We start from the raw sequence: 25,127 nt of genomic DNA, 5'->3' as shown, positions 1-25,127 counted from the left end.
GCACTAGGAACCGCCTAATCTTTGCCCGTCAAGGTCCCACCGGTCCCAGACCCCGCCTTCGAAGCTTCTGATGATCATCGCTTTCCGCTGGCTCCTTCGCCTGTTCACTGGCCTGGTCGTGCTGTCGCTTCTGGCGCTGGCGATCCTCTATTACTTCCTGACCCGCTCGCTGCCGGACTACAACGCAAGCTTCACGGAGGCGGGACTTTCCGCCCCGGTCGAGATCGTCCGCAACAACGCGAACGTCCCCCATATCTTCGGAAAGACCGACGAGGACGTGTTCTTCGCCCTCGGCTTCGCCCATGCGCAGGACCGGCTCTGGCAGATGACCATGCTGCGCCGCACGGCCCAGGGCCGCCTGTCCGAACTCTTCGGCCCGCGCACCCAGTCCACTGACGAGCTGATCCGCCGCTTCGACATCTACGAACTCGCGCTGCGCTCGGTCGACGCGCAGGACGAACCCACGAAACGCGCGCTCGAAGCCTATGCCCGCGGGGTGAACGCCTGGATCGAAGAGGTCAACAACGGCGCCCGTGGCCGCGGCGCGCCGGAATTCTTCCTGTTCGAACCGGAAATCGCCGCCTGGCAGCCTGCGGATTCGATCGCGATCCTGAAGCTCATGTCGCTGCAGCTTGCCACACATCTGCAGGACGAGGTGCTGCGCGCCGAGACGTCGCTTGTCCTGACCGACAAGCAGGTTCGCGACATACTGCCCGACGACCCCCAGCAGCCGATCGCCGCCCTGCCCGACTACGCCAGCCTGATGCCCGGCCCGGTGCCGGGAATGTCCGCCGCCAAGGTCGCCGCCGCCGACCCCTACTCGCCTTTCCCCGAGCGTGGGCAAGGCGGCGCGTCGAACGCCTGGGCAGCCGCACCCTCCCGCTCGGCCGCGGGTGGAACACTTCTGGCCAACGATCCGCATCTCGAGTTCACGGCGCCGACCACCTGGTATCTTGCCCGGCTGGAGCTGCAATCAGGGGGCGTGATCGGGGCCACGATCCCAGGTATTCCCGCCGTGATCCTCGGGCGGTCCGAGGCGCTCGGATGGGGCCTGACATCGTCCTACCTCGACGACCAGGACGTCCATATCGAAAAGCTGAACCCCGACAATCCCGAGGAGTACCTCACCCCCGAGGGCTGGAAGCCGTTCGAGACCCGCCGCTCGATCCTGACCATCAAGGATGCGCCCCCCGTCACGCTGACGCTGCGCTGGACCGAGAACGGCCCTGTCCTGCCTGGCACGCATTTCGACCTCGCCGGGATCACTCCGCCCGGCCATGTCGCCTCGGTATCCTGGACCGCGCTCGCCGCCAACGACACCTCGATGAGTGCCGCCATCCGGCTCATGGGCGCAAAGACCATCGAGCAGGGCATCGCGGCAGGCGAACTTTTCATCGCGCCATCGCAGAACCTGATGCTGGCCGACAAGGACGGCATCGCCATGCAGCTTGTCGGCAGGATGCCGATCCGCGACCCGAAGAACCAGAGCCTCGGGCGGATGCCCACCCCCGGCTGGCTGGCCGAGAACCGCTGGCAGGGCTTTTTTCCCTATGCCGACAACCCGCGATTCCTGAACCCGAGATCGGGCATCCTCGGCAATACCAACAACAAGATCACGGACGCGCCCTTCCCGCGCCATGTCTCCTACGACTGGGGCGATACCGAACGCATCCAGCGCTGGCTGAAGCTCATGCAATCGCGCGAGGTCCATACCCGCGAAAGCTTCATCGAGGCACAGCTTGATACCGTCTCGAGCGCTGCGCGGACGCTGCTGCCGCTGGTCGGCGCCGATCTGTGGTTCACCGGCGAGGCCGCGCCCGCAGAAACGCCCGAGGGCCGCCGCCAGCAGGCGCTGAAGATGCTCGCGGCCTGGAACGGCGAGATGAACGAACACCTGCCCGAACCCCTGATCTACGCCGCCTGGATGCGGGCGCTGCAGGACCGGCTGATCCGCGACGACCTCGGCCCGCTCGCCGACAAGTTCACCCATGTCGATCCGGTTTTCATCGAGCGGGTTTACCGCAACATCGACGGCGCCTCGGCCTGGTGCGACATCATCCAGTCCTCGCCCACCGAAAGCTGCACCGACATCGCCCGCATGGCGCTGGACGATGCCCTCGTCTCGCTGACAGACCGCTACGGCTCCGGCATCGAAAGCTGGCGGTGGGGGGACGCGCATGAGGCGCATCAGGACCATCCGGTGCTTGGCCAGATCCCGGTGCTGCGCCATCTCGTCAACATCCGCCAGTCGACCAGCGGCGACGACGACACGCTGATGCGCGGCATGACCAGCGGCAAGGGGGCCAATCCCTTCGTCAACGTCGCGGGCGCCGGCTATCGCGGTGTCTATGACTTCGCCGATCCCGACAGTTCAGTCTTCATCATCTCGACCGGACAGTCAGGCCATCCGCTCAGCCGCTATTACGATGATCTGGGCGAACTCTGGCGGCGCGGCGAATACACACCCATGTCGCTTGACCCGGCGCTGGCCCGCGCCGCGGCGGTCGGCATCACGACGCTGACGCCGCAATGACCCAGATCCGCACACCGCGCCTGACACTCCGCCGCGCCCGCAAGGGCGACCTGACGGCTGTGCACGCGCTTCTCTCCAACCCGCGCCTGATGCGCTACTGGTCCACACCAGAGCACGAGACGATCGAGCAGACCTGCGCCTGGCTTGACGGGATGGTGGCCGCAGGCGAGGCCAGCGATGCAGCCCTCGCCCGCGGCGAACCCACTGACAGCGACGATTTCCTGATCGAGTATCAGGGCCGCGTCATCGGCAAGGCCGGCGCCTGGAAACTGCCCGAGGTCGGCTTCCTGATCGCCACCGAGTACCATGGGCAGGGCCTGATGCGCGAGGCGATGGAGGCGATGATCGCACATCTCTTCGCCCGCCACCCCATCCCGCGCCTGGTCGCCGAGGCCGACCCCCGCAATGCCGCCTCGATCGGCCTCCTGACACGTCTCGGCTTCGTCGAGACGCACCGCGCCGAACGGACGATGCAATGGCGCGACGAATGGTGCGACAGCGTCTACTTTGCGCTCGACCGCCCCAACGCGCCGGGAATTGTCGACCTGTCAACGCTGATCGCCGGCATGGAACCAGAGCTGAAGCCGGGGCGCTACGTCTTTGCGACCACGACCGATGCGGCGAAGATCGCGGCAGCCGATGCGCTGATGCGCTTCCGCGAAGCCGAAGGCACGACCCTGATCCTCACGCCAGAGGAGGCCGCCAGGCTGGCGCTGGATGCCGTGTTCCCCTGCCGGATGATCACGCTCAATGTGACCTCATCGCTTCAGGCCATCGGCTTCCTGGCTGCAATCACCGCGGAACTCGCGAAGCTTGGCATGGGCGTCAATCCCGTGTCGGGCTTCCATCACGACCATCTCTTCGTCCCCGAGGATCGCGCCGACCAGGCCCTTGCCGCATTGCGTGCCTTGTCCGCGCGCAACCGCTGACCCTCGTTTCTTCTGTTCGGAAATATCCTCGGGGGGAGTCGCGGCCATCGGCCGCGACGGGGGGCAGAAAGCCCCCCTTTCCACCCTCACAATTCGCGGAAGCGCTTTTCCTGACGCGCCGTCCAGCGCACGGTCAGGCGATAGCCGTCGTCACCCTGCGTCTCGTTCTCGACCACACCCTGCTCGTGCAGCCAGGCCCGCCGCTGCCCGTCCTCGAAGCCGAGCGTCAGGACACGCTCGGTCTTCTCCTCCTCGAACGCCTCGGAAATCGCCTCCAGCAGTCGGGGCAATCCCTCGCCCGTCAGCGCCGACAGCGCAAAGATCTCCGGGCTGCGCGCGGCCTGCACCACCAGCGCCTCACGCCGGTCCTCCGGCAGCAAGTCAAGCTTGTTCCAGACTTCGAAGCGCGGCGTCGTCTCGGCCACGCCGAGGCTCGCGAGAATGTCGTTCACATCCGCCGCCTGTTCCTCGGTCTCTGGGTGGCTGATGTCGCGGACATGAAGGATCAGGTCCGCCTCCAGCACCTCTTCCAGCGTGGCGCGGAAGGCGGCGACCAGTTGCGTCGGCAAATCACTGATGAAACCCACGGTGTCCGACAAGATCACCTTGCGCCCCGAGGGCAGCACCACGCCGCGCATCGTCGGGTCGAGCGTGGCAAAGAGCATGTCCTTGGCCAGCACCTCGGCTCCGGTCATGCGGTTGAAGAGCGTCGATTTGCCGGCGTTGGTATAGCCGACCAGCGCCACGACCGGGAACGGCACCTTGCGCCGCGCCGCGCGGTGCAACTCGCGCGTCTTGACAACACGTTCGAGCTGGCGCTTGAGCTTCACCACCTGGTCGTCGATCGCCCGGCGGTCGGATTCGATCTGCGTCTCGCCGGGGCCGCCGACAAAGCCGAAACCGCCGCGCTGTCGCTCGAGGTGGGTCCAGGCCCGGACCAGCCGCGTCCGCTGATAGCTCAGCGCCGCAAGCTCCACCTGCAGGACGCCCTCACGGGTCCGCGCCCGGTCGGCGAAGATCTCGAGGATCAGCCCGGTCCGGTCGAGCAGTTTGCAGCCCCATTCCTTCTCGAGGTTGCGCTGCTGCACCGGACTTACCGGCCCGTCGACCAGCACAAGGCCAATCTCCAGCTCCTTGAATCGCGCCTTCAACTCCTCGACCTTACCGGAGCCGAACAGCGTTCCGGGTGCCACGCGCGACACACGTACGACCTCGGCGCCCAGCACGTCCATCTCCGGAAGCGCCGCCGCAAGCGACACGGCCTCGGCCAGACCGTGCTCTGGCAGGCGGCGGGTCTTTTCGCCCTTAAGATCGGGATGCAGGACAAAGGCGCGGGTCGGGCCCGGCGCCCTGTCGTCTTCGGACGCGCTCAGTCTTCGCCCTCGTACAGGTTGATCGGGGCGCCCGGCATGATCGTCGAGATCGCGTGCTTGTAAACCAGCTGCGACTGGCCATCGCGGCGCAGGAGGACGCAGAAATTGTCAAACCAGGTGATCACGCCCTGCAGTTTCACCCCGTTGATGAGGAAGATCGTCACCGGAACCTTCGCCTTACGCACATGATTGAGAAATGCGTCCTGCAAATTCTGTTTATCGGCAGCCATAGGATTCTTCAGTCCTTTTGTGTCCGTTTGCTTTTTTTGTTGCCCGTCCCGGCCGCCGGCTCGGCACCCGATGATGACAGAACCAAGTATGATGCGTGAAAGATTCGGTTTCCAGCCCCAAAACAGCGCTTTATCGCTGCTGTGTCCTGCTAGCGCCGCCAATTGTCCGGGATCAGGAGCGCAAGGATCGCCAGCGTCTCGAGCCGCCCCACAATCATCGCAGCGGCGAGGATGAGCTTGGCTTCGGGATCAAGCAGGGCGTAACTGAGCGGCGCATCTGCACCAACCTGCGCCAGAGGGCCGGTCGTCGAAAGCGCCGCAACGGTAAAGATCATCGCCGGCTCGAATTCGAGCCCGCTCATGGTCAGCAGCGCCATCGTCACCGCGATCGACATCGCGAAGAGCATGAAGAAGATCCAGGCGACATAGGCCCCTTCGCCACGAAGCCGCCGCGCCACCGGACCCTCCCCCCCCACGACATGCGGCAGGATCATCCGGTCAAGCTCATGCTGGCCATGCTTGAACAATGCATAGACCCGCAAGAGCTTTACACCGCCCGCCGCTGTCGCCACACCGCCGCCAATCAGCGCGAGGCCCACAAGAACAAGCCCCGAAGATCCGGGCCCGGCCCAAAGCCGCGCCGCCTGCCAGTCTTCCGACACGAAGCCTGTCGTCGTCAGGAAGGACAGCGTCGTGAACAGCGTTCCCCAGAGCGCCCTCAGCGCCCCAAGAACGTCACGGGACTGATCGTCCTCGTAACGGCCGGTCCAGTGCTGAAGGAACTGGAACAGCGGCAACATCGCGATACAGACAAGCGCCATCCGCACTTCGGGATCGCGCCACAGGGGCAGATCGAACCGCGCCGGCAGCCGGGTGAACAGCGCCCGCCGGGAAATCGCAAAGGCGAAGAACAGGAAGATCATGAGTTCGCCCAACCGGCCCGACTGCGCCTCGCTCAACTCGCGCTGCGGAGAGACACCGCTTGTCGACAGGGTCGACATCGCATGGCTCAGGGCGGTGATGCCGGTTTCTCCCGCCGTCAGAAGCAAGATCCAAAGCAAAAGCGTCAGACCGCCATAGACCGGAAACAGCTCCAGCGCATGGCGGACGATCCGCTCCGACGGGTCGGCGATCCGGGTGATCTGCTGTGTTCCCGGTGTGGCCCGCCCGAGCGAGCCGCCCGACATCACCTCGAACCCGCCAAGGTTCAGGGGCGCCAGCACCGCGATGGCCGACAGGAGAACGAAGAACCCGCCAAGCCAGCCGACCAGCGCCCGCCATAGATGAAGGCTTCCAGCCAGACGCGCCGGGTCGTCATAGACGGTCGCGCCGGTCGTGGTGAAGCAGGACAGCATTTCAAACCAGGCGTTCATGAATGTCGTGTTCTGCACCGCGTGGTGAAATGGCACCGCCAGGACCGGCGGCAAGACGACATAGGCCATCACCACTGCCGCAAGCTGGCTGCGCGCCAGGTTGCGCGGGCGGCGGTTGGCGGTCGCGATGGCGATCATCGCCGTCAGGAACAGGAAAAGCACGGCCGCGTAGAAGAAGCTGCGGGCGATCCGGTAATCGGCATTCACCATGGCGTGCCCCGCCGGCAGAAGCATCGCCAGCGCCGCAAAGGCGAGGAGGATGACCAGAACGGGCAGTTCGCTGAGGCGACGCATCGGCGTCAGAAGAAATCGACGGTGACTTGCAGCAGGCGCTCGACCTCTGGCACGTCCTTTGCCAGGGCGAACAGGGCGATCACGTCGCCGTCCTCGATCCGCAGCGTCCCCGTCGGTTTCAGCATCTTGTCGCCCCGCAGGATCAATCCGACCAGAACCCCATCGGGAAAAGCGATGTCGCGGATCAGACTGCCAGCAAGAGGCGAGGTCGACAGTACCTGCGCCTCGATCACCTCGGCCTCCGCATCGCCGATCGAATAGATGGCCCGAACTCGCCCGTGGCGGATATGGCGCAGGATCGAAGACACGGTGGTGGCGCGCGGGTTGATGTAGGCGTCGATGTCCAGGGGCGCCATCAGCGGCACAAGCGTCGGGTCGTTGACCAGCGCGATCGCCATCGGGCAGCCCTCGGCCTTGGCGCGCACGGCGACCAGCAGATTGGTCTTGTCGTCGTCGGTCACGACCAGAACCGCATCGGCGCGGTCGACATCGGCCTCGGCCAGCAGATCGCTGTCCATCCCGTCGCCGTTCAGCACGATGGTCCGTTGCAGCGCGTCCGCTGCCCGCTCTGCCACTTCGCGGTCGCGTTCGATCATCTTGACCCTGACCCGGTCTGTCCGCTGCTCCAGCGCCCGGGCCACGGCCAAGCCCACATTCCCGCCGCCGACGATGACGATCCGTTCCTGCTTTTTCGTCGTCTTTCCAAATATTTCCAGCGTTCTGTTAACATCTTCCGTCTGCGTGAACACATAGATCTGGTCGTCGGCGAACAGTTGATCCTCAGGGTCAGGAGCGAACAGACGATCTTCCCGGCGCACCCCGACGACGATCGCCCTGAGGGTCGAGAACAGGTCCGACAACTGCCGCAGCGGCGTGTTCAGGACGGGGCAATCCTCTTCCAGCGCGATCCCGAGGAGCTGCGCCCGGCCCCCCATGAAGCTTTCGGTGTCGAAGGCGGATGGGGCCGCCAGACGCTGAAGGGCCGCCTCGGCCACCTCGCGCTCGGGGCTGATGACCACGTCGATAGCGACGTGCTTCGAGCTGAAGAGATCGGAATAGCCTGAGTCGAGATAGTTCTGCGCGCGCAGACGGGCAATCTTCCGAGGAATGTTGAACAGGGCGTAGGCGACCTCGCAGGTCACCATGTTCACCTCGTCGGAATGGGTGGCGGCGATCAGCATGTCGGCATCGCGCGCCCCGGCCCTCTCGAGCACGTCCGGGTATGAGGCATAGCCCGTAACCCCTTGAACATCCAGCGTATCCGTTGCGCGGCGCACCAGTTCGGGGTTGCTGTCCACTACGGTCACGTCGTTCTTCTCGCCGGACAGGTGCCGCGCGATTTGCCAGCCGACCTGGCCGGCGCCGCAGATGATGACCTTCATGCCGCTCTTCCCGTTGGGCTGCCGGTTCCTGCTTGGCAGATGGCCCGCGACGGGTCAATGCGCGTCGATTCCGCGCGGCCCACCGCGGGCGTCAGGATCAATCCTCAAGCTCTTCGCCTTCCAGATCGTCCTCGTCTTCGAGATGCGCCACCCGCGCGCCCGCCTTAGAGGTGGTAACCACGCCAAGAGACTTGAGCTTGCGGTGAAGGGCCGAGCGTTCCATGCCAACAAAGCTGGCCGTCCGGCTAATGTTGCCACCGAAACGGTTGATCTGGGTCAGCAGATACTCCCGCTCGAACAGTTCGCGCGCCTCGCGAAGCGGCAACGTCGCCAGGGCGCCGCCCAGCACGATCCGGCCTTCGCCTTCTTCCGCGTCGTCGCGTCCCGGCATCTCACGTGCCTCGATCGCGCCGGTGCCCTCGCCCAGGATCAACACCCGCTCGATCACATTGCGCAGCTGCCGGACGTTGCCCGGCCAGTGCATGGTCTGGAGGATCGCCTCGGCCTCCGAGGTCAACTCGCGCGCAGGCAGGCCCTGCGTCCGGTGGAACATCTGGATGAAGTGTCTGGCAAGCTCGGGAATGTCCTCGCGCCGGTCCTCCAGCGAAGGCACGGTGATCGGCACCACGTTCAGCCTGTCATACAGCTCTTGCCGGAAGCGGCCCGACGCGATCTCGGTCTTGAGGTCGCGGGTGGTCGAGGAAATCACCCGCAGATCGACACGCACCTTGTCGGTGCCGCCCGCGCGGGCAAACTGCTGCTCGACCAATACGCGCAGGATCTTCGACTGGGTGCCAAGCGGCATGTCGGCGACCTCGTCGAAATAGACGACCCCGCCATGGGCCTGTTCCAGAAGACCCTGTTCGATACCACGTTCGGACGATTCCCGGCCGAACAGGACCTCTTCCATACGTTCGGGCTCGATCGTGGCCGAGGAAACCGAAACGAAAGGCGCCGAGGCGCGATTCGACTGGGCATGGATGAAGCGCGCCGCCAGTTCCTTGCCCGAACCGGCCGGACCAGTCAGCATGACGCGGCCATTCGACTTCGTCACCTTCTCAAGCTGCGCCTTCAAGGCCTTGAAAGCCGGAGAATTTCCCAGCATCTCAGCCGAAGTCACCTCTCGCCGGCGGAGGTCGATGTTCTCGCGGCGCAGGCGGCTCGTCTCCATCGCCCGCGAAACGACGACCATCAGCTGGTCGATGTTGAACGGCTTCTCGATGAAGTCGTAAGCCCCCTGCTTGATGGCGGCGACGGCGATCTCGATGTTCCCATGGCCCGAGATGATGACGATCGGAACGTCCGGGTTCGACCGGCGCACGGTCTTGAGAATATCGATCCCGTCCATCTGGCTGTCCTTGAGCCAGATATCCAGGATCATCAGCGCCGGGGGTTCGGCGTTGATCTCGGCCATGCAGGCATCCGAGTTGCCGGCAAGGCGAACCTGATAGCCCTCATCCCGCAGGATATCGCCGATCAGTTCGCGAATGTCCTTTTCATCGTCTACAATAAGAATGCCGCTCATCTACCTGTCCTCCGGGCCTTATTTGGCCGCGCGTACACCCCGCCCACGCGCCGGGCGCGGGCTGCGGGGCAGTCTGATTTCGGCCATCGCCCCTGCATGGGACTGACCTTCGAATGGCGCGGCATCGTTCAGTGTCAGCGTGCCGCCATGTTCCTCGATGATCTTCTTGACGATAGGCAGGCCCAGGCCTGTCCCCTTCTCCCGTGTCGTCACATAGGGCTCGAACAGCCGCGCCCGATCCTCGGGCAGACCGATGCCATTGTCGGAAATGCGGATGATAACGACATCCGGCTGTTCGATCAGTTCGACCCTGACCTGAGGCTCAAGATCGTCTGGCGCGCCTTTTTCTTTCAGCGATTCAATCGCTTCTCCGGCGTTCTTGATAAGGTTGGTCAGCGCTTGCGAGATCATGGTCGCGTCCAGATCCAGCATAAGCGGCCCATCCGGCAGCTTTGACGTCACCTTCACGTCCGGCTGGCCGCTGTCCTGCAGCAGGACGGCATCACGGACCAGCTTGACGAGATCCTCCTCACGGCGGTCGGGCTCCGGCATCCGGGCGAATTTCGAGAACTCATCGACGATACGACGCAGGTCGCCAGTCTGGCGGACGATCACATCGGTATACTGGTCAAGATCCGCCGCCGCCTCGTCACCGACGATCGGACGGAACTTGCGCTTGATGCGCTCGGCCGAAAGCTGGATCGGGGTCAGCGGGTTCTTGATCTCATGCGCAATACGCCGGGCCACGTCGCCCCAGGCGGCCATCCGCTGCGCGCTGACCAGTTCAGTCACATCGTCGAAGGCCACGACGTAACCTTCAGGCGTGCCGTCGTCGTTCCGCCGCTCGCTCATTCGCACGAGAAGGCTTTCGAGCTTGCCGCGCCGCGACAGCCGCACCTCTTCCTGAACGGCAGTGCCGTCGCCTTCACGCAGTCGGTCAAAGAGCGGGCCGAATTCCGGGACAAGCACGGTCATCGCGCCACCCGCTTCCGGGGGAAGATCGAGAAGCCGCGTTGCGGAGCGGTTGATGAACTCAACCGCGCCCTCGGCATCCAGGCCGATCACCCCCGCGGTGACGTTCGACAGGACCGAGTCGAAGAGCCGACGCCGTTCCTCGGTCAGGGCGTGTCCTTCGACCAGCGCGGCGCGCTGGCCCTTCAGCTGGCGGGTCATCTGGTTGAAGATGCGTCCGAGCATGGCGATCTCGTCATCGCCCTGTTCCTCGATCACCTGCACGTCCAGATCACCGCCGCCGACCCGCTGCGCGGCACCGGCAAGCCTGCCGACCGGGCGCGACAGGCGCTCGGCAAACCACAAGCCCAGCCAGACGGCCGCAAGGATAAGAATAAGCGCGAAGCCTATGTAAAGCAGACCGAATTCGAACAGAAGCCGCCCGCGCTCGGCTTCAAGCTGATGGTAGAGGCGGGCGTTTTCGGTCGTATCGTCCAGCAGGCTCAGCAGCGATCCATCGACTGTCCGGGTGACCAGCAGAAAGCGGTCGGGATAGGACTCGAGCCAGACAAGCGCGCGGAATTCGTTATTCGCCCAGTCCTCGATGACGACCGTCTCGCCCTTGAGAGCCCGCTCGATCTGGTCAGCCGTGGGCATCTCGTAATCGAAGAGATACGAGCTTTCGCCCCGCGCACGGATTTCGCCTTTTCCGTCAATGACATACGCCTCGCGCAATCCGCGCTGCACCTGGGCCTGCGCCTTGCTCAGCAGCTGGCGCAGATCGCCGTCATCGACATAGACCGAGGCCTGCTTTGAAAGGTTGAGATATCCCGCCAGCGCTTGGGCGTCCTGGGTCAGGTCGCGCTGATGCTCGCTGCGATAGGCTTCGGCGGCCGACAGCGACGATCCCACAACCTGCCGGACCCGGTCGGAAAACCATCCTTCCAGGCCCACGTTCACCGTCAGCACGGCGAAGACAGCAACGAGGACCGTCGGAACCAGCGCAATCAGGGCAAAGACGCCCGTCAGACGCAGGTGCAGCCGTGACCCGGCGGATTTTGCCCGGCGGTCGGCAACCATCTTGGCGATGCGCTGGATCACCAGCGTGGCAACGACCAGCACATAGACGAGGTCGGCCAGCAGCACGAGCCGCAGTGTCGGAGAGCCGACGCCCTGATTGAAGGGGCCAAGCGTCAGGAAGGTGGCCAGCGCCAGAAGCGGGCCAAGCAGAACAAGGCCGAATGTGGCCCAAGTCTGAACCCGGCGTTGCTTGCGCAACCGGTTCCAGGTCTCACTTCGCGCTGAGCGCTGCACGCCTGCCGCCCTTGATGCGGGCCGCTCGCGCGACCCTTACCGCCTATTCCGTGGCCTTCTGACAACTGACGCCGCCGTGCCACTATTCCTGTGGCGGTTTTACATCAGCTTGCGCCGCCGTGTCACGCGGATATCGAGGTCGGTGATCTTCTTGCGCAAGGTATTGCGGTTGATGCCGAGCAAATCGGCACATTTTGCCTGATTTCCGGCGGTCGCATCGAGGGCGATCTCGATCAGCGGCAACTCCACTTCGCGCAGGATTCGCTGATAGACCCCGGGCGGCGGCAGCGCGCCGCCATGCAGATCGAAGTAGCGCTTCAGGTGCTTGGCGACGCTGGTCGACAGTTTCTCGCCCTCGCCGCCGCCACGGAGCGGTTCCATCGACGGCTGGTTGCCGAGAACGGCCTCGACCTCGGCCCGGCTGATCTCGGCCTCGGCAGATGTCACCATCAGGCGGCGCAGCGTGTTCTCGAGCTGCCGCACGTTGCCCGGCCAGGAATAGGCACGCACCAGTTCGCGCGCATCGGCCGAGAGGCGGCGCACCGCCCCGAAATCACGCTCGCCTTTCGACAGGAAATGGTCGGCGAGCAGCGGGATGTCGTCCACCCGCTCGCGCAGGGACGGGACGTGGATGGTGACACCGCCGAGGCGATAGAACAGGTCCTGCCGGAAAAGCCCCGCCTCCATCCGAGCCGAAAGATCGGCCTGCGAGGTCGCCATGATCCGCGGCGCGGAATCGCCAAGCATGTCCAGCATCCGTACGATCCGGGCCTGGGCGTCCTCATCGTAATCAGCCACTTCGTCGAAGACGAGGCTGCCGCCCCGCGCCTTGGACAGAAGCATCGCCGGGCCTTCGATCCCGGCAAGATCGGCCGATTGTGCCACCACGAAGGGCAGCGTGCGACGGTCCGAAAAGTCGTGGATGGCGCGCGCGATCAGCGACTTGCCGGTGCCGCTTTCGCCGGTGATGAGGACCGGGAGGTCGGTGTTCATCACCCGGGCGACGAGCCTGTAGAGCGCCTGCATCGCCGGTGTCCTGCCAACGAGCGGCAAGTCGTCGCCCGCCTCCTTGGTTTCGACCCGGTTGCGCACCACGGCGCGGCGCTTCTGATCCAGCGCGCGGGCCGAACGTTTCATCAGGTCGGGCAGGTCGAAGGGCTTGGGCAGATAGTCATAGGCCTCGGCCTCTGCCGCCTGGATCGCCGTCATGATGGTGTTCTGTGCCGAGATCACGATCACGGGCAGGCCGGGGCGCATCTTGCCGATGCGCGGCAGCGCCTCCAGCCCGTTGCCGTCGGGCATGATCACGTCCGAGATGACGAGATCGCCCTTCCCCTCCTCGACCCACCGCATCAGGGTCATCAGCGATGAGGTCGCGTGCACCTTGCAGCCCGCGCGGGTCAGCGCCTGGGTCAGAACCGTGCGGATCGTGCGGTCGTCATCCGCGACCAGTACCGTGCCATCCATTGTCCTGCCTCCTTACGTTACGTCCTGCGCAAGTTCCTTGGGCGCCACGGGCAGCGAAACACGGAAGACCGTGCGCCCCGGCACCGAGTCGACCGAAATCCAGCCGCCATGGTCGTTGATAATCTTGGACACGAGCGCGAGGCCCAGTCCGGTTCCGTTTTCGCGCCCGCTGACAAAGGGCTCGAAGATGTCCTGTGCGATCTCGGGCGGGATACCGGGCCCGTTGTCGATGATCTCGATCTTCAGCGGCAGCGCCCGGCCTGACCCATCCTTGCGCCGCATCCGAAGCGAGAGGTCGTAAGAGGTCTTGAGCCGGATCGTGCCGCTGCCCCTTGGCCCCGCCGCCTCGGCCGCATTCTTGATGAGGTTCAGGAACACCTGCATCAGCTGGTCGGGATCGGCCAGCGTCGGCGGCAGCGAGGGGTCGTATTCTTCGAGGATCGTCATGTTCGCCGCAAAGCCAACCACGGCCGAACGGCGGGCGCGATCGAGCGCATCATGGATGTTTACCGCGCGCAGGTCCGGGGGACGAAGGTTGCCGAACTGCTCCACCTGTTCGAGCAGCTTCACGATCCGGCGCGATTCCTCGACGATCAGGTCCGTCAACTCGCGGTCTTCCGGTCCGAGGCCCATCGACAGAAGCTGGGCCGCACCGGTGATCCCTGCGAGCGGGTTCTTGATCTCGTGGGCCAGCATTTCCGCCATGCCGATCGCCGACTTGGCCGAGGACTTGGCATTCGCGATGCGGCCGAGCCGGTCGGCGATGTCGCGCGGCGAGATCAGCAGCATCAGGATGTCGGGATTGTCATGCATCGGTGCGATCTGCACGTTGCACTGGACCGGCGGCTTCTCGCCCGAGGTCACGTCGACGTCGTTGATGAACAGGGCCGACTGATTGGCCCGAGCCCGTGCCAGCGCCTCGTCCATCGGCGCGTCGATGTGGATTCGGTCGAAGGCCGGAACACCGTACAGCGCCTTGACCGAGGCATTGAGGAACGTCTCGCCCGCCGGATTCACCTCGACCAGCTTGCCCTCGCGGTCGATCAGGAAGGCCGGGATCGGCAGCGAGGCCCAGATGACGCCCGGAACCGGATAGGGCGAGCGGTAGGGCATCATGCCGCCTCCCTCGTCTCGTCGTCGGGTGCGGCAAGGAAGGCTGCACGGAGGGCGTCGCGGACGGCTTGCGGATCGGTCGCGGTGAGGATCGCCCCGCGTTGCGAGGTTCGCCGCGCCTCTCCGAGATACCAGCCCAGATGCTTGCGGGCGACCTTGATGCCAAGCTCGAACCCATAGAAGTCGAGCATGGCGTCGTAGTGCCCGATGACCAAATCGGCGAACGCCGCGCCTTGCGGTACAACTGGCGCCGGGCTGCCGTAGAGACGGTGCGCGATCTCCGCGAGCCGCCAGGGGGCACCCTGGGCGCCGCGACCGACCATCACGCCATCGGCGCCGGACAGGCGCAGCGCCTCGGCCGCGGTTTCCGCATCGACGATGTCGCCATTGGCGATGACCGGAATTTTCACCGCCTCCTTCACCGCGCGGATCGCCGCCCAGTCCGCCTTGCCCGAGTAGAACTGGCAGCGCGTACGGCCATGGATGGTGATCATCGCAACACCCGCGGCCTCGGCGCGGCGTGCGATGTCCGGCGCGTTCAGGCAGGCATCATCCCAGCCAAGGCGGGTCTTGAGCGTGACCGGCACAGAGACCGCACCCACGACCGCCTCGATCAGTCGCAGGGCATGATCTGGCGTCTTCATCAGGGCCGAACCGGAATAGCCGGTGGTGACCTTCTTGGCAGGGCACCCCATGTTGATGTCGATGACCCGCGCGCCCTGCCCTTCGACATACTTCGCGGCCTCGGCCATCCAGTAGGTTTCGCGTCCGGCAAGCTGGACCGAGGTACGATCCATCTCGAAGCCGAGTTCGGCGCGGGCGCGAGCCAGGGGACGTGCTTGCACGACCTCTTGACTCGCCACCATCTCGCTGACCACCAGACCTGCACCGAACGAGGCGACCAGCCGGCGAAACGGCAGGTCTGTGATGCCGGCGAGGGGCGCCAGCAGAACCGGTGGATCAATGGTAAGGCCATTGGCGGCGGCAGCCGACTGGAGAAACAAATGCCTAATCCTTGTGCGTCAGCCTCGAGGTAGCCTCTGTCCCCCCGGATGACAACCAAGGCGAGGGGCGATCCCGCCCGAGAGTCTGGTCAATCCCGAGCATATGCCTATTTTTTGTGCATACATGCCCGAAGGTTTCGCCGCATTGTCACGTCCCGCTTCCTGCCCTAGACAGATGCCCGGTCGATATGGAGCGAAGATGACAGTCGCAGGCATCATCGTGGCCGCCGGACGCGGGACGCGCGCGGGCGAAGGCCTGCCGAAGCAATGGCGGATGCTGGCCGGCCGGCCGGTGCTGGCGCATACGGTCGATGCCTTTCGCGGCACGGTCGATCACCTGCTGGTCGTCATCCATCCCGACGACCACCTGCTGGCGGAACAGACGCTGGCCGACGTGGATTTCGTCACCGGCGGCAGCACGCGCGACGCCTCTGTCCGCAACGCGCTCGAGGCGCTGGCGCTGATGGGGGTGGACCGGGTCCTCATCCATGACGGGGCTCGGCCACTGGTCAGCAAAGCTTTGATCGACAGGGTGATTTCGGCTCTAGACAACGCCGAGGGCGCGGCCCCTGCCCTGCCCGTGACCGATGCGCTTTGGCGTGGCGAGGCGATGGCGGTCAGCGGCACCCAGGACCGCGCCAATCTCTGGCGCGCCCAGACGCCGCAGGGGTTCCAGTTTGGCGCGATCCTTGCCGCGCACCGCGCCCATCCGGGCGGGGCGGCGGATGATGTCGAGGTGGCGCGCGCGGCAGGCATGACGGTCGCCATCGTCGAGGGCGAAGAGGAAAACCTGAAGCTGACCTTTGCCAGCGACATCGAGCGGGCGGAGCACATCCTGAAAGGACGGCGTGGCATGGATATCCGTTTGGGCAATGGGTTCGACGTGCATGCCTTCGGGCCGGGCGACCATGTCTGGCTTTGCGGGGTCAAGGTTCCGCATGGCGCGGGGCTGGTTGGCCATTCCGATGCCGATGTGGGCATGCACGCCCTGACCGACGCCATCTATGGCGCCTTGGCCGAGGGTGACATCGGGCGGCACTTCCCGCCATCCGACCCGCAATGGAAGGGCGCCGAGAGCCATATCTTCCTGCGCCACGCCGCTGGACGGGCCGAGGCGCGCGGCTTCCGCATCGCCAATGCCGACGTGACTTTGATCTGCGAGCGACCAAAGGTCGGACCCCATGCCGGGGCGATGCAGGCCGAGTTGGCCCGCATTCTGGGCATCGAGCCCGACCGGGTCAGTGTCAAGGCGACGACAAGCGAGCGTCTGGGCTTTACCGGGCGCGAAGAGGGGATCGCGGCGCTGGCCACCGCGACGCTGGTGACCGCATGAGCCGGATCTTGGCGACCTTTTTCGGGACCGGACTCCTGCGCCCTGCCCCCGGAACCTGGGGTTCGGCGGTGGCAGTGGCACTTGGCATGCTGATCGACAGGGTTGCAGGCTTTCCCGGCCTTGCCCTGATGACCGCCGTCATGATCTGGGCGGGGTTCTGGGCGGTCAACCGCGAGCTTTCGGATCGTCCGGGCGAGGATCCGTCCGAATTCGTCATCGACGAGGTCGCCGGCCAGTGGGTCGCCCTGCTTTTCCCCTCGGCGGCCTTCTGGGCGCGGGGCTGGGATGGCTGGATGCCCTGGCCCGCGCCGGTGGCGGCGTTCCTTCTATTTCGGCTGTTCGACATCTGGAAACCCTGGCTGGTCGGCGCGGCGGATGCGCGGGGCGATGCGGCCGGGGTGATGCTGGACGATCTCTGGGCCGGGCTTTTCGCCGGGATTGGCGTGATGATCGCGGCGGGGCTCTATCACGGGGTGATGATGTGACCGCCCCCCTGCCCGAAGCCGTGGAGCTTCTGTCCCGGGCCCGAGCGAAGAAGGCCCTGATCGCGACGGCGGAAAGCTGCACCGGTGGGCTGATCGCCGGGGCGATCACCGATGTGGCCGGGTCTTCTGACATCTTCGACCGCGGCTTCATCACCTATTCGAACAGCGCCAAGGAAGAGATGCTGGGCGTCCGCCCCGAGGCATTGGTCCGCTACGGCGCCGTAAGCGAGGAAGTTGCGCGCGAGATGGCGGACGGCGCGCTGATCCGCTCGGCCGCGACGCTGGCGGTCTCGGTCACCGGCATCGCTGGCCCCGGTGGATCGGAGACAAAGCCCGAGGGGCGCGTCTGCTTCGGGCTTGCGCGTCACGGCACGCCGGTTCGCTCGGAAACCATTGAATTCGGTGCGATCGGACGCGATGCCGTCCGCCGGGCAACGGTGAAACACGCCTTGGCGATGCTGCTAGAGGCGCTACGCTAGGTCGGCACGACGAAGGGCTGGCAGATCTCGGCAAAAACCGGCATCGCCTCCATCCGCGCCACGGCCTCGGCCAGGGCGGGATAGGTGGCAGGATCGATCAGGCCCGGATGCGCCTCGGTCGCGAAGCGCCAGGCGCAGGTCAGCGCGATGTCGCCGTGACCTATGGCGTTTCCCTGCCAGAACGGAGTCGCAAGCGCCGCCCTTTCGGCATCAAGCCGCTCCAGTGTCGCGCCGAGCTGACTGCGGCAGCGGGTTGTCCAGACCTCCGATGCAACGTCGTGCAGGCGCCGCTCGTAGAACAGGCTCACCGCCTTGTCGGCAAGCCCTGTGGCCAGCGCGATCTGGCGCAGGGCGTGCCGACGCTCTGCCCCGGCCCGCGGGACAAGCGCGCGCCCCTCGGGCACAAGACTGTCAAGGTGGTCAAGGATCGCCCCGCTTTCGATCAGCGCCTCGCCCTCGTCAAGGACCAGGACCGGGACGCGAACTAGCGGATTGAACGGGCGGATCTTGTCGGCATCGCCGAAGACCGACCATGGCCGGTGTTCGAACGAGAAACCGTAGAGGCGTAGCGCGACACCAACGCGCCGCACGAAGGGGGAATCGTATTGCCCGATCAGGATCATCCCATGCCTCCCTGGGGTCTGGGGCGCGGACGTCGGCCTCAGTTCTGAGGAGGAACCTTCTTCAGATAGGCGGCAATGGCAAGACGGTCTGCGTCGGACAGATGCGAGATGTTGGTGACGACATCGGCCATGCCACCCCCGGCGGAGTCGTAGTCCGGGGTGAAGCCCGATTTCAGGTATTCCGCTATATCGGCTGTCGACCAGTCGAGCTTGGCTGGCGTGATGTTCGGGATCGTCCCCTTGCCTTCCGGGTTCGGGCCGCCCGCCAGCCAGCGCGCCATGTCGCGCCCACCGAGAGCATTGCGCGGGGTATGGCATTCGCCGCAATGGCCGAAGCCCTCGACCAGATAGCGGCCGCGCTCCTCTTCCGGGGTCAGCGGATCCGGTACGACCCAAGCGGTTGAGGGGTTCAGGAACTTCCATCCGCCCAGAAGCAGGCGCTGGTCGAAGGGAAAGCTGATCTGGTGCGGATCGTTCGGCCGGTTGGACAGCGGCAGGGTCTGCAGGAAAGCCCACAGATCGACGACATCCTGATCGGTCGCATGGGCGTAGGAGGTATAGGGGAAGGATGGATAGTAATGCTTGCCATCGGGCGAGGTTCCGTGGCGCAGCGCCCCCTCGAAATCGGCAAGCGTCCAGTTGCCGATGCCCTGCAGCGGGTCGGGAGAAATGTTCGGGACGCTGAAGGTGCCGAAGGGCGTGGGCAACTGCAGCCCGCCGGACAGCACCAGACGCGCCTCGCCCTCGGCCCCTGGTGCGGCGTGGCAAGAGGCGCAGCCGCCCGCCCAGAACAGCGTCTGGCCCCGCGCCGGATCGCCGCTGAGCTGCCCAAGCGCCACTGCATCGCCGCGCTCGGGCAAGGTTACAATCACAAAGGCCGCAACACAGGCCGCGACGAGGACCAGTCCCAAGAGGACACGCTTCATGTCGGACTCCTGCGCAAGCGGCGGCTTTTCAGCTCCGAAGGACGATTACTCTTCGGGCTGACGATAGGCCTTGTGGCAGGCGGCACAAGCCCCGCCGATGCCGTTCATGCCAGCTTGCAGCGAGGCGAGATCTTTCTTTGCATCCGCGGTCATAGCGTTTGCCGCATCGTTCAGGGCGCTGATCTTCTTCACGAAGTCTTCCTGGTTCGACCAGATCGACGGCAGGGCAAAGCTGTCCGCGGCCTTCTCGTATTCCGAGCCGGCGGGGAAAAGATCCATGCTCATCACCGAGGAAAGCGCCGCGATGTTGTCGGCAGCCTTGCCTGCAACGGCTGCGTCATAAGGGGTTTCCCCCTTGGCCATACCGCCAAGCGTCCCAAGGTTCTGGGCCATAAGCAACATCAGTCCGTGGCGGGACTCGACGGCATCGGCAAAGGGATCTTCCGCCTCTTGCGCGATGGCGGCGGTAGCAAGGGCCGCGGCGAGGCCGGCGGCGAAGAAGCCAAATTTCATGTCTGCTCCTGTAATCTGCATGACGAGCAGAAGGTATGCGGACACCTTTGGATTCACGAAGCAAATTCGTCTGCAACTTACGGTGCAGACGGCAGAATACCCCTAAGGTTTAGGAGCTTTTCCGCTGATGCCGGGCCTGTTTTGCCGAAGGGGATCACGAACCGATGACGGCGGATCACGGCTGCGCGAACATCGAGCCTTGGACCGAGGAGGCTATCCTCAGGCAGACGGATCGGCAAAGCGCACCTTGCCGATATAGGGCAGGTTCCGGTTGCGCTGCGCGTAGTCGATTCCGTAGCCGACGACGAACTCGTCAGGGATTTCGAAACCGGTCCAGGTGGCGCGGATGTCGACTTCGCGCCGTGACGGCTTGTCGAGCAGCGCGCAAACCTCGAGCCGCTTCGGGCTGCGGGCCCGCAACAGGTTCACGACATGGTTCAGCGTGAACCCGGTATCGACGATATCCTCGACCACCAGTACGTCGCGCCCGGCAATCTCGCCCGACAGATCCTTGAGGATGCGCACCTCGCGCGAGGACTCGGTCGCATTGCCGTAGGAGGAGGCCTCGAGGAAATCGACCTCGACCGGCAGGTCGATCTCGCGCACGAGATCGGCGATGAACACGAACGAGCCGCGCAGAAGGCCCACGACGACCAGCTTGTCGGTGCCCTCGAAATGATGGGTGATCTCGCGCGCCAGAGCCTCGACCCGCGCCGCAATGGCCTTGGCCGAAATCATCCGGTCGATCACGTAAGGTTTCTGCGGCATGGCGGCCCCTTGATTTCCCACGCGGGTTTAACCAAAAGCCCCTGCCAAGTCACGTGCCGATGACAGGCCCAGCCGGGAAGCCGATGCCCACCCATTCAGAGACCAAGGCCCTGCCCTATTCGGCCCGCCAGATGTACGATCTGGTGGCTGATGTGGCGCGGTATCCCGAGTTCCTGCCCTGGAACGCCGCGGCCCGGATCCGCTCGCGCACGCCCATCCCCGGCGTGCCGGGCGGTGAGGTGATGGAGGCGGACCTCGTCATCTCGTTCAAGGTGTTCCGCGAGCGCTTCGGCAGCCGCGTCACCCTCCTGCCCGACCGGATGCGGATCGAGACCGAGTATCTCGACGGACCGTTCCGCCACATGAAGAGCCATTGGCATTTCCGCGACCGTGCAGAGGGGGGGTGCGAGGTCGAGTTCTTCGTCGACTTCGAATTCCGCAATGCCATCCTGCAGGGGATCATCGGGGTCGTGTTCAACGACGCCATGCAGCGGATCGTCCGCGCCTTCGAGCGGCGGGCTGCCCAGCTTTACGGGCCGGCCCAACCCTGACGCGACGGAATTCGCCGGCTTGGCCGTTCGTCGGTCATCTGCCCCGGACAGGAGCCCGCCGATGCGCCGCCTTTCCCTTTTGCCCCTGTTGCCCGCCCTTGCGGTTCTCGTGCTGGCATTGATGACGTCGCTGCCGCTTCACGCGGCCAGCCAGACGGTGGAGCTCACGAACGGCCGGTGGTACCGGATCGACCTGCCGACAAAGCCTGAAGGCGCCTCTGTTATCCTTGCCCTGCATGGCGGTGGCGGCAATCCCAATCAGTTTGCCCGTAATTCCGGCCTCTCGCCCCCCGCCACCGAACGAGGCTATGCGGTGATCTATCCCGCAGGATCGGGGCGCACCCGGCTTCTGACGTGGAATGCCGGTTATTGCTGCGCCTACGCCCAGGTCACCGGTGTCGACGACATGGGTTTTCTGGACGCGGTGCTGGCGGATGCGGCCGAGCGCTTCGGCGTCGATGATGATAGGGTTTTCGCGACGGGCATGTCGAACGGCAGCATGATGGCCGAGCGCTATGCTGCGGGCCGGCCAGCCAAGGTAAGAGCCGTAGCGGGAGTTGCCGGCACGATGGACCCCTCCTTCCGTGTCGAGGCCCCCGTGGCATTGTTGCACATCCACGGGACCGCAGACCGGATGGTGCCTTTCACGGGCGGCAAGGGTGAGAAGAGCTTCGCCCAGGTTCCCTTCGCCGCCGTATCGGACACCGCCGCAGCCTTCGCCTCTGCCTGGCACGGCCCGTTGGTCCAGACGCAGGGGAAGGCGGTGGGGACAGACGGGACCTCGATCGTCACGCGGGAGTGGCGACTGCCGGATGGCAGGGTCGCCGTCAAGGTCATGGTGCTGGAGGGCTTCGACCACGCCTGGCCCGGCGGACGGCGCGCGGGACCCTTGACCGGCTTCGATGCCGATACCGCCATCCTCGACTTCTTCGACGCAGCTCCGTGAGCTGGAGTCAGAGTGTCCCCTTCAACATCCGCCGCAGGATCTTGCCGGACGGCGATTTCGGAATGGCCTCGACAAAGCGGACCTCGGACAACTGCTTGTAGTGCGCGACGAGCGGCTGAAGATAGGCGACAAGCGCTGCGCTTTCGATCGTCGCTCCCTGTGCGCGAACGACAAATGCCACAGGTCGCTCGCCGGAGTCTTCGTCCGGGGCACCGATGACCGCGACATCAGCCACTTCGGGATGGGCGATCAGCAGCGCTTCCAGTTCCGCCGGGGCGACCTGGAACCCCTTGACCTTGATGAGTTCCTTGACCCGGTCGACGATGTGCAGGTGGCCATCCCCGTCGACATAGCCAAGATCGCCAGTCCTGAACCATCCGCCCGGCAGCAGCACGGCCGCCGTGGCCTCGGGATTGTTGAGATATCCAAGCATCACCTGCGGTCCGCGAAGATGGATCTCGCCTTCTCGACCGTCCGGCACCTCGGCACCGGTCTGAGGATCGACAAGGCGCATCTCCGTGCCGCCGACGCAGAATCCCGCCGCGCCCGGGGTCACGCGATCAAGGGGCACAACATGGCTGACAGGGCTCGTCTCGGTCAGCCCATAGCCCTGCACCACGGTTGCCCCCAACCGTGCGGTGCAGGCCTGCTGCAGTTCGGCGCCCAGGGGCGCCGCGCCGGAGATTACGGACCGAACACCGCTGAGGTCGAAATTCTCGACCATCGGGTGCTTCGCCAGAGCCAGGATGATCGGCGGGACCACGATCAGCCAGGGCGTTCTATGCCTCTCGATCAAACGTAGCGCCGGCTCGAGTTCGAAGCGCGGCAATGTCACGACCACCCCGCCGGACGACAGGAAATGGTTCATCAGGACCGACATGCCGTAGATGTGGAAGAACGGCAGGACGGCAAGAATCGCATCGCCGGGGTCCACCGTGATATGCGGACGGGTTTGCAGCGCATTGGCGACAAGGTTGCGATGCGACAGCATAACGCCTTTGGGCAGGCCGGTCGTGCCAGAGGAGTAGGGCAGCACCAGCACGTCGCGGGCAAAATCCACAGGCACCTGCGCCATCATCGGCGGACCGAACAGATCCGCAAGTTCTGCAACGCCCTCGGCGGGGCCGATCGAGACGAAAGTTTTCGCGGCGGTTCCTTCGGCCGCTTCCCGTGCCGTGGGAATGAACGGCGCGAAGGCTATCAGAAGCTCTGCGCGGGCGTCGATCAGCTGCAACCGGACCTCCCGCGCCGTGTAGGTCGGATTGATGGTGGTGAGCGTCGCACCGCACAGGGCCACGGCGTGGAACACGATCACAAATTCAGGAATATTGGGCGCCATCAATGCAACGACGTGGCCCGGACCAATCCCCCGCGCGGCAAGCCCGCCCGCCAATCGCCGGACGCGATCGATGAATTCCATCCCGGTGATGATCCGCCCCGTTGGCCCCTCGATCAGGACCGGAGCATCCTTGCGCGTCTCGACGCCGCGGAAGACGAGTTCGGTGATCCCGATGTCGGGAATGACCGGAGCCTCGAACGGACTGACATACACGGGCATACTGAACCTCCCAGACCCTGACACCGGGGCGGCATTGGCCGCCGCCCTCCCCCGGATCACGCTAACCGACGGAGCCGTTCTGTCAAAAGCCTCATCCCGGTCCATTGGGCCGTGAGGTTTCGGTTGATTGACTTCCGCTGAACGAGACGGTTTACCGGTGGCAATACGTTTCAGGCGCAGGCCATCCAAAATGTCCCTCAGCAGCACAGACGAAACCCGCGCCACGCACGAGGCGACGGTTCTGCCGATCATTGCGGCGATCGCATTGTGTCACATGTTGAACGACCTGATGCAGTCGCTGATCCCGGCGATCTATCCGATGCTGAAAACCGAACTGGCACTGAGCTTCGGCCAGATCGGGCTCATTACCTTTGTGTTTCAGGGCACGGCCTCGATCCTGCAGCCGGTCGTGGGCTTCGTCACCGACAAGCGCCCCCAGCCCTTCTCGCTGGTCTTCGGCATGGCGCTGACGCTCGTGGGGCTGGTGCTTCTGTCGCGAGCCGACCATTTCTACACCGTGCTCCTATCGGTCGCGCTGATCGGCTGCGGCTCTTCTGTCTTTCATCCGGAATCGAGCCGGATCGCGCGGCTGGCTGCCGGCAAGCGCCCCGGCTTCGCCCAGAGCTTTTTCCAGGTCGGCGGCAATGCCGGCTCTGCCCTCGGCCCGCTACTCGCCGCCTTTATCGTCGTGCCCTTTGGCCAGTCGAGCGTCGCCTGGTTCGCCGCCGTCGCGCTGGCGGGCATGACCGTGTTGACACTGGTCGGTCGCTGGTATGCCTCGGAAGGGATGCAGCGGATTCACAGCGCTCGAAAGCGTGCCGCCTCGGTCTCGCCGCTGCCACGGGGACGGGTGATCGTCGCGATCACGGTGCTGATCGCCCTGACCTTCTCGAAATTCGTCTATATGGCCAGCTTCTCGAGCTACTACACGTTCTACCTGATGGACCGCTTCGACGTGTCGGTCCAGCACGCCCAGCTTTGCCTTTTCGTCTTCCTTGCGGCAGTCGCGGTAGGAACCATCATCGGCGGCCCGATCGGCGACCGGATCGGGCGCAAACGGGTCATCTGGGTGTCCATCCTCGGTGTCGCGCCGATCGCGCTGGCCATTCCCTATGTCGGCCTCGTGCCGGTCATCCTCCTCAGTGCATTGGCCGGGATGATCCTTGCTTCGGCCTTCCCGGCGATCATTGTCTATGCGCAGGACCTGCTGCCGAAGAATGTCGGGATGGTGGCTGGGCTGTTCTTCGGGCTGGCCTTCGGCATGGGCGCGCTCGGCGCGGCCGGGATCGGCATGCTGGCCGATGCGACCTCGATCGAGCATGTGTTCCGCCTGACGGCACTTCTGCCGCTGATCGGAGTGCTGGCGGTGTTCCTGCCGGACGTGCGCCGGTTCTGAGGCACAAGTTTCCTTGAAGAAACTTGCCAATATCCTTTGAAGGATTTTCGTTCCGCCCGGC

General features: G+C 65.0%; 22 protein-coding genes. 8 read left to right on the top strand and 14 right to left on the bottom strand.

Features of this window, described 5'->3' with window-relative positions:
* Window positions 1-70 precede the first annotated feature (70 nt).
* Window positions 71-2,533 carry a penicillin acylase family protein gene (locus L0V05_RS13495; RefSeq protein ID WP_234871306.1) on the top strand — a complete coding sequence of 821 codons (2,463 nt, stop codon included), beginning with the start codon at window positions 71-73 and terminating at the stop codon, window positions 2,531-2,533.
* A complete protein-coding gene (locus L0V05_RS13490; protein ID WP_234871304.1) occupies window positions 2,530-3,462 on the top strand; it encodes a GNAT family N-acetyltransferase in 933 nt (310 codons plus the stop codon). The genes L0V05_RS13495 and L0V05_RS13490 overlap by 4 nt, the downstream gene beginning before the upstream one ends.
* An 86-nt stretch (window positions 3,463-3,548) precedes the next feature.
* Here the strand turns inward: L0V05_RS13490 and hflX are convergent, their stop codons facing one another.
* The 9 genes from hflX to dusB form a co-directional block, all read right to left on the bottom strand.
* A complete protein-coding gene (gene hflX, locus L0V05_RS13485) occupies window positions 3,549-4,835 on the bottom strand; it encodes a GTPase HflX (RefSeq protein ID WP_234872192.1) in 1,287 nt (428 codons plus the stop codon).
* On the bottom strand, window positions 4,832-5,065 hold the full coding sequence (gene hfq, locus L0V05_RS13480; RefSeq protein WP_054303569.1) for an RNA chaperone Hfq: 234 nt from the start codon (window positions 5,063-5,065) through the stop codon (window positions 4,832-4,834). The genes hflX and hfq overlap by 4 nt, the downstream gene beginning before the upstream one ends.
* 149 nt (window positions 5,066-5,214) lie before the next feature.
* Window positions 5,215-6,732, bottom strand: coding sequence for a TrkH family potassium uptake protein (locus tag L0V05_RS13475; protein ID WP_234871302.1), 1,518 nt, complete (start codon window positions 6,730-6,732; stop codon window positions 5,215-5,217).
* A gap of 5 nt (window positions 6,733-6,737) precedes the next feature.
* On the bottom strand, window positions 6,738-8,114 hold the full coding sequence (gene trkA / locus L0V05_RS13470) for a Trk system potassium transporter TrkA (protein ID WP_234871300.1): 1,377 nt from the start codon (window positions 8,112-8,114) through the stop codon (window positions 6,738-6,740).
* 97 nt (window positions 8,115-8,211) lie between these two features.
* A complete protein-coding gene (ntrX, locus tag L0V05_RS13465; protein ID WP_234871298.1) occupies window positions 8,212-9,639 on the bottom strand; it encodes a nitrogen assimilation response regulator NtrX in 1,428 nt (475 codons plus the stop codon).
* A gap of 18 nt (window positions 9,640-9,657) precedes the next feature.
* Entirely contained in the window at window positions 9,658-11,904 is a 2,247-nt protein-coding gene (locus L0V05_RS13460; protein WP_234871296.1) for a sensor histidine kinase NtrY-like, read from the bottom strand.
* A 99-nt stretch (window positions 11,905-12,003) separates the two neighbouring features.
* On the bottom strand, window positions 12,004-13,371 hold the full coding sequence (locus L0V05_RS13455; RefSeq protein ID WP_234871294.1) for a response regulator: 1,368 nt from the start codon (window positions 13,369-13,371) through the stop codon (window positions 12,004-12,006).
* A gap of 12 nt (window positions 13,372-13,383) precedes the next feature.
* Window positions 13,384-14,484: a two-component system sensor histidine kinase NtrB gene (locus L0V05_RS13450; protein WP_234871293.1), complete on the bottom strand. Its 1,101-nt coding sequence runs from the start codon at window positions 14,482-14,484 to the stop codon at window positions 13,384-13,386.
* A complete protein-coding gene (gene dusB / locus L0V05_RS13445; RefSeq protein ID WP_234871291.1) occupies window positions 14,484-15,488 on the bottom strand; it encodes a tRNA dihydrouridine synthase DusB in 1,005 nt (334 codons plus the stop codon). Before dusB ends, L0V05_RS13450 begins: the two co-directional genes overlap by 1 nt.
* Before the next feature lie 199 nt (window positions 15,489-15,687).
* Between dusB and L0V05_RS13440 the strand changes: the two genes are divergently transcribed.
* Genes L0V05_RS13440 through L0V05_RS13430 form a run of 3 tightly spaced genes read left to right on the top strand, consistent with a single transcriptional unit; the run spans window position 15,688 to window position 17,785 of the window.
* Window positions 15,688-16,821, top strand: a complete 1,134-nt coding sequence (locus L0V05_RS13440) for a bifunctional 2-C-methyl-D-erythritol 4-phosphate cytidylyltransferase/2-C-methyl-D-erythritol 2,4-cyclodiphosphate synthase (protein ID WP_234871289.1) — start codon at window positions 15,688-15,690, stop codon at window positions 16,819-16,821.
* On the top strand, window positions 16,818-17,306 hold the full coding sequence (locus L0V05_RS13435) for a phosphatidylglycerophosphatase A family protein (protein ID WP_234871288.1): 489 nt from the start codon (window positions 16,818-16,820) through the stop codon (window positions 17,304-17,306). The genes L0V05_RS13440 and L0V05_RS13435 overlap by 4 nt, the downstream gene beginning before the upstream one ends.
* Window positions 17,303-17,785: a CinA family protein gene (locus tag L0V05_RS13430; protein WP_234871286.1), complete on the top strand. Its 483-nt coding sequence runs from the start codon at window positions 17,303-17,305 to the stop codon at window positions 17,783-17,785. The genes L0V05_RS13435 and L0V05_RS13430 overlap by 4 nt, the downstream gene beginning before the upstream one ends.
* On the opposite strand, the gene L0V05_RS13425 is transcribed toward L0V05_RS13430, so the two are convergent.
* The 4 genes from L0V05_RS13425 to hpt form a co-directional block, all read right to left on the bottom strand.
* Window positions 17,782-18,408: a glutathione S-transferase family protein gene (locus L0V05_RS13425; protein WP_234871284.1), complete on the bottom strand. Its 627-nt coding sequence runs from the start codon at window positions 18,406-18,408 to the stop codon at window positions 17,782-17,784. The two genes, L0V05_RS13430 and L0V05_RS13425, sit on opposite strands and share 4 nt — an antisense overlap.
* 38 nt (window positions 18,409-18,446) lie before the next feature.
* Window positions 18,447-19,334, bottom strand: coding sequence for a cytochrome c (locus L0V05_RS13420; protein ID WP_234871282.1), 888 nt, complete (start codon window positions 19,332-19,334; stop codon window positions 18,447-18,449).
* Between the two features lie 45 nt (window positions 19,335-19,379).
* A complete protein-coding gene (locus L0V05_RS13415; RefSeq protein ID WP_234871281.1) occupies window positions 19,380-19,847 on the bottom strand; it encodes a c-type cytochrome in 468 nt (155 codons plus the stop codon).
* A gap of 219 nt (window positions 19,848-20,066) precedes the next feature.
* Complete coding sequence (gene hpt, locus L0V05_RS13410; protein WP_234871279.1) at window positions 20,067-20,615, bottom strand: hypoxanthine phosphoribosyltransferase; 549 nt, start codon at window positions 20,613-20,615, stop codon at window positions 20,067-20,069.
* A gap of 83 nt (window positions 20,616-20,698) precedes the next feature.
* Between hpt and L0V05_RS13405 the strand changes: the two genes are divergently transcribed.
* Together L0V05_RS13405 and L0V05_RS13400 are read left to right on the top strand one after the other, a co-directional pair.
* Window positions 20,699-21,166 (top strand): type II toxin-antitoxin system RatA family toxin, encoded by a 468-nt coding sequence (locus tag L0V05_RS13405; protein ID WP_234871277.1) that lies wholly within the window; start codon window positions 20,699-20,701, stop codon window positions 21,164-21,166.
* A 61-nt stretch (window positions 21,167-21,227) separates the two neighbouring features.
* A complete protein-coding gene (locus L0V05_RS13400) occupies window positions 21,228-22,112 on the top strand; it encodes a CE1 family esterase (RefSeq protein ID WP_234871275.1) in 885 nt (294 codons plus the stop codon).
* Window positions 22,113-22,119: 7 nt separating this feature from the next.
* On the opposite strand, the gene L0V05_RS13395 is transcribed toward L0V05_RS13400, so the two are convergent.
* A complete protein-coding gene (locus L0V05_RS13395; RefSeq protein WP_234871273.1) occupies window positions 22,120-23,670 on the bottom strand; it encodes an AMP-binding protein in 1,551 nt (516 codons plus the stop codon).
* 190 nt (window positions 23,671-23,860) lie between these two features.
* Here L0V05_RS13395 and L0V05_RS13390 point away from each other — a divergent pair, with 190 nt between their 5' ends.
* The gene (locus tag L0V05_RS13390; protein ID WP_234871271.1) at window positions 23,861-25,066 is read left to right on the top strand and encodes an MFS transporter; all 1,206 of its coding nucleotides are present in this window, start codon (window positions 23,861-23,863) and stop codon (window positions 25,064-25,066) included.
* Window positions 25,067-25,127 lie beyond the last annotated feature (61 nt).

Origin of the sequence: Alitabrizicola rongguiensis (assembly GCF_021491355.1) — a bacterium.
Taxonomy (GTDB): domain Bacteria; phylum Pseudomonadota; class Alphaproteobacteria; order Rhodobacterales; family Rhodobacteraceae; genus Aliitabrizicola; species Aliitabrizicola rongguiensis.
The sequence above is the reverse complement of the archived record's forward strand: the minus strand, read 5'-3'. Positions and strand labels throughout refer to the sequence as shown.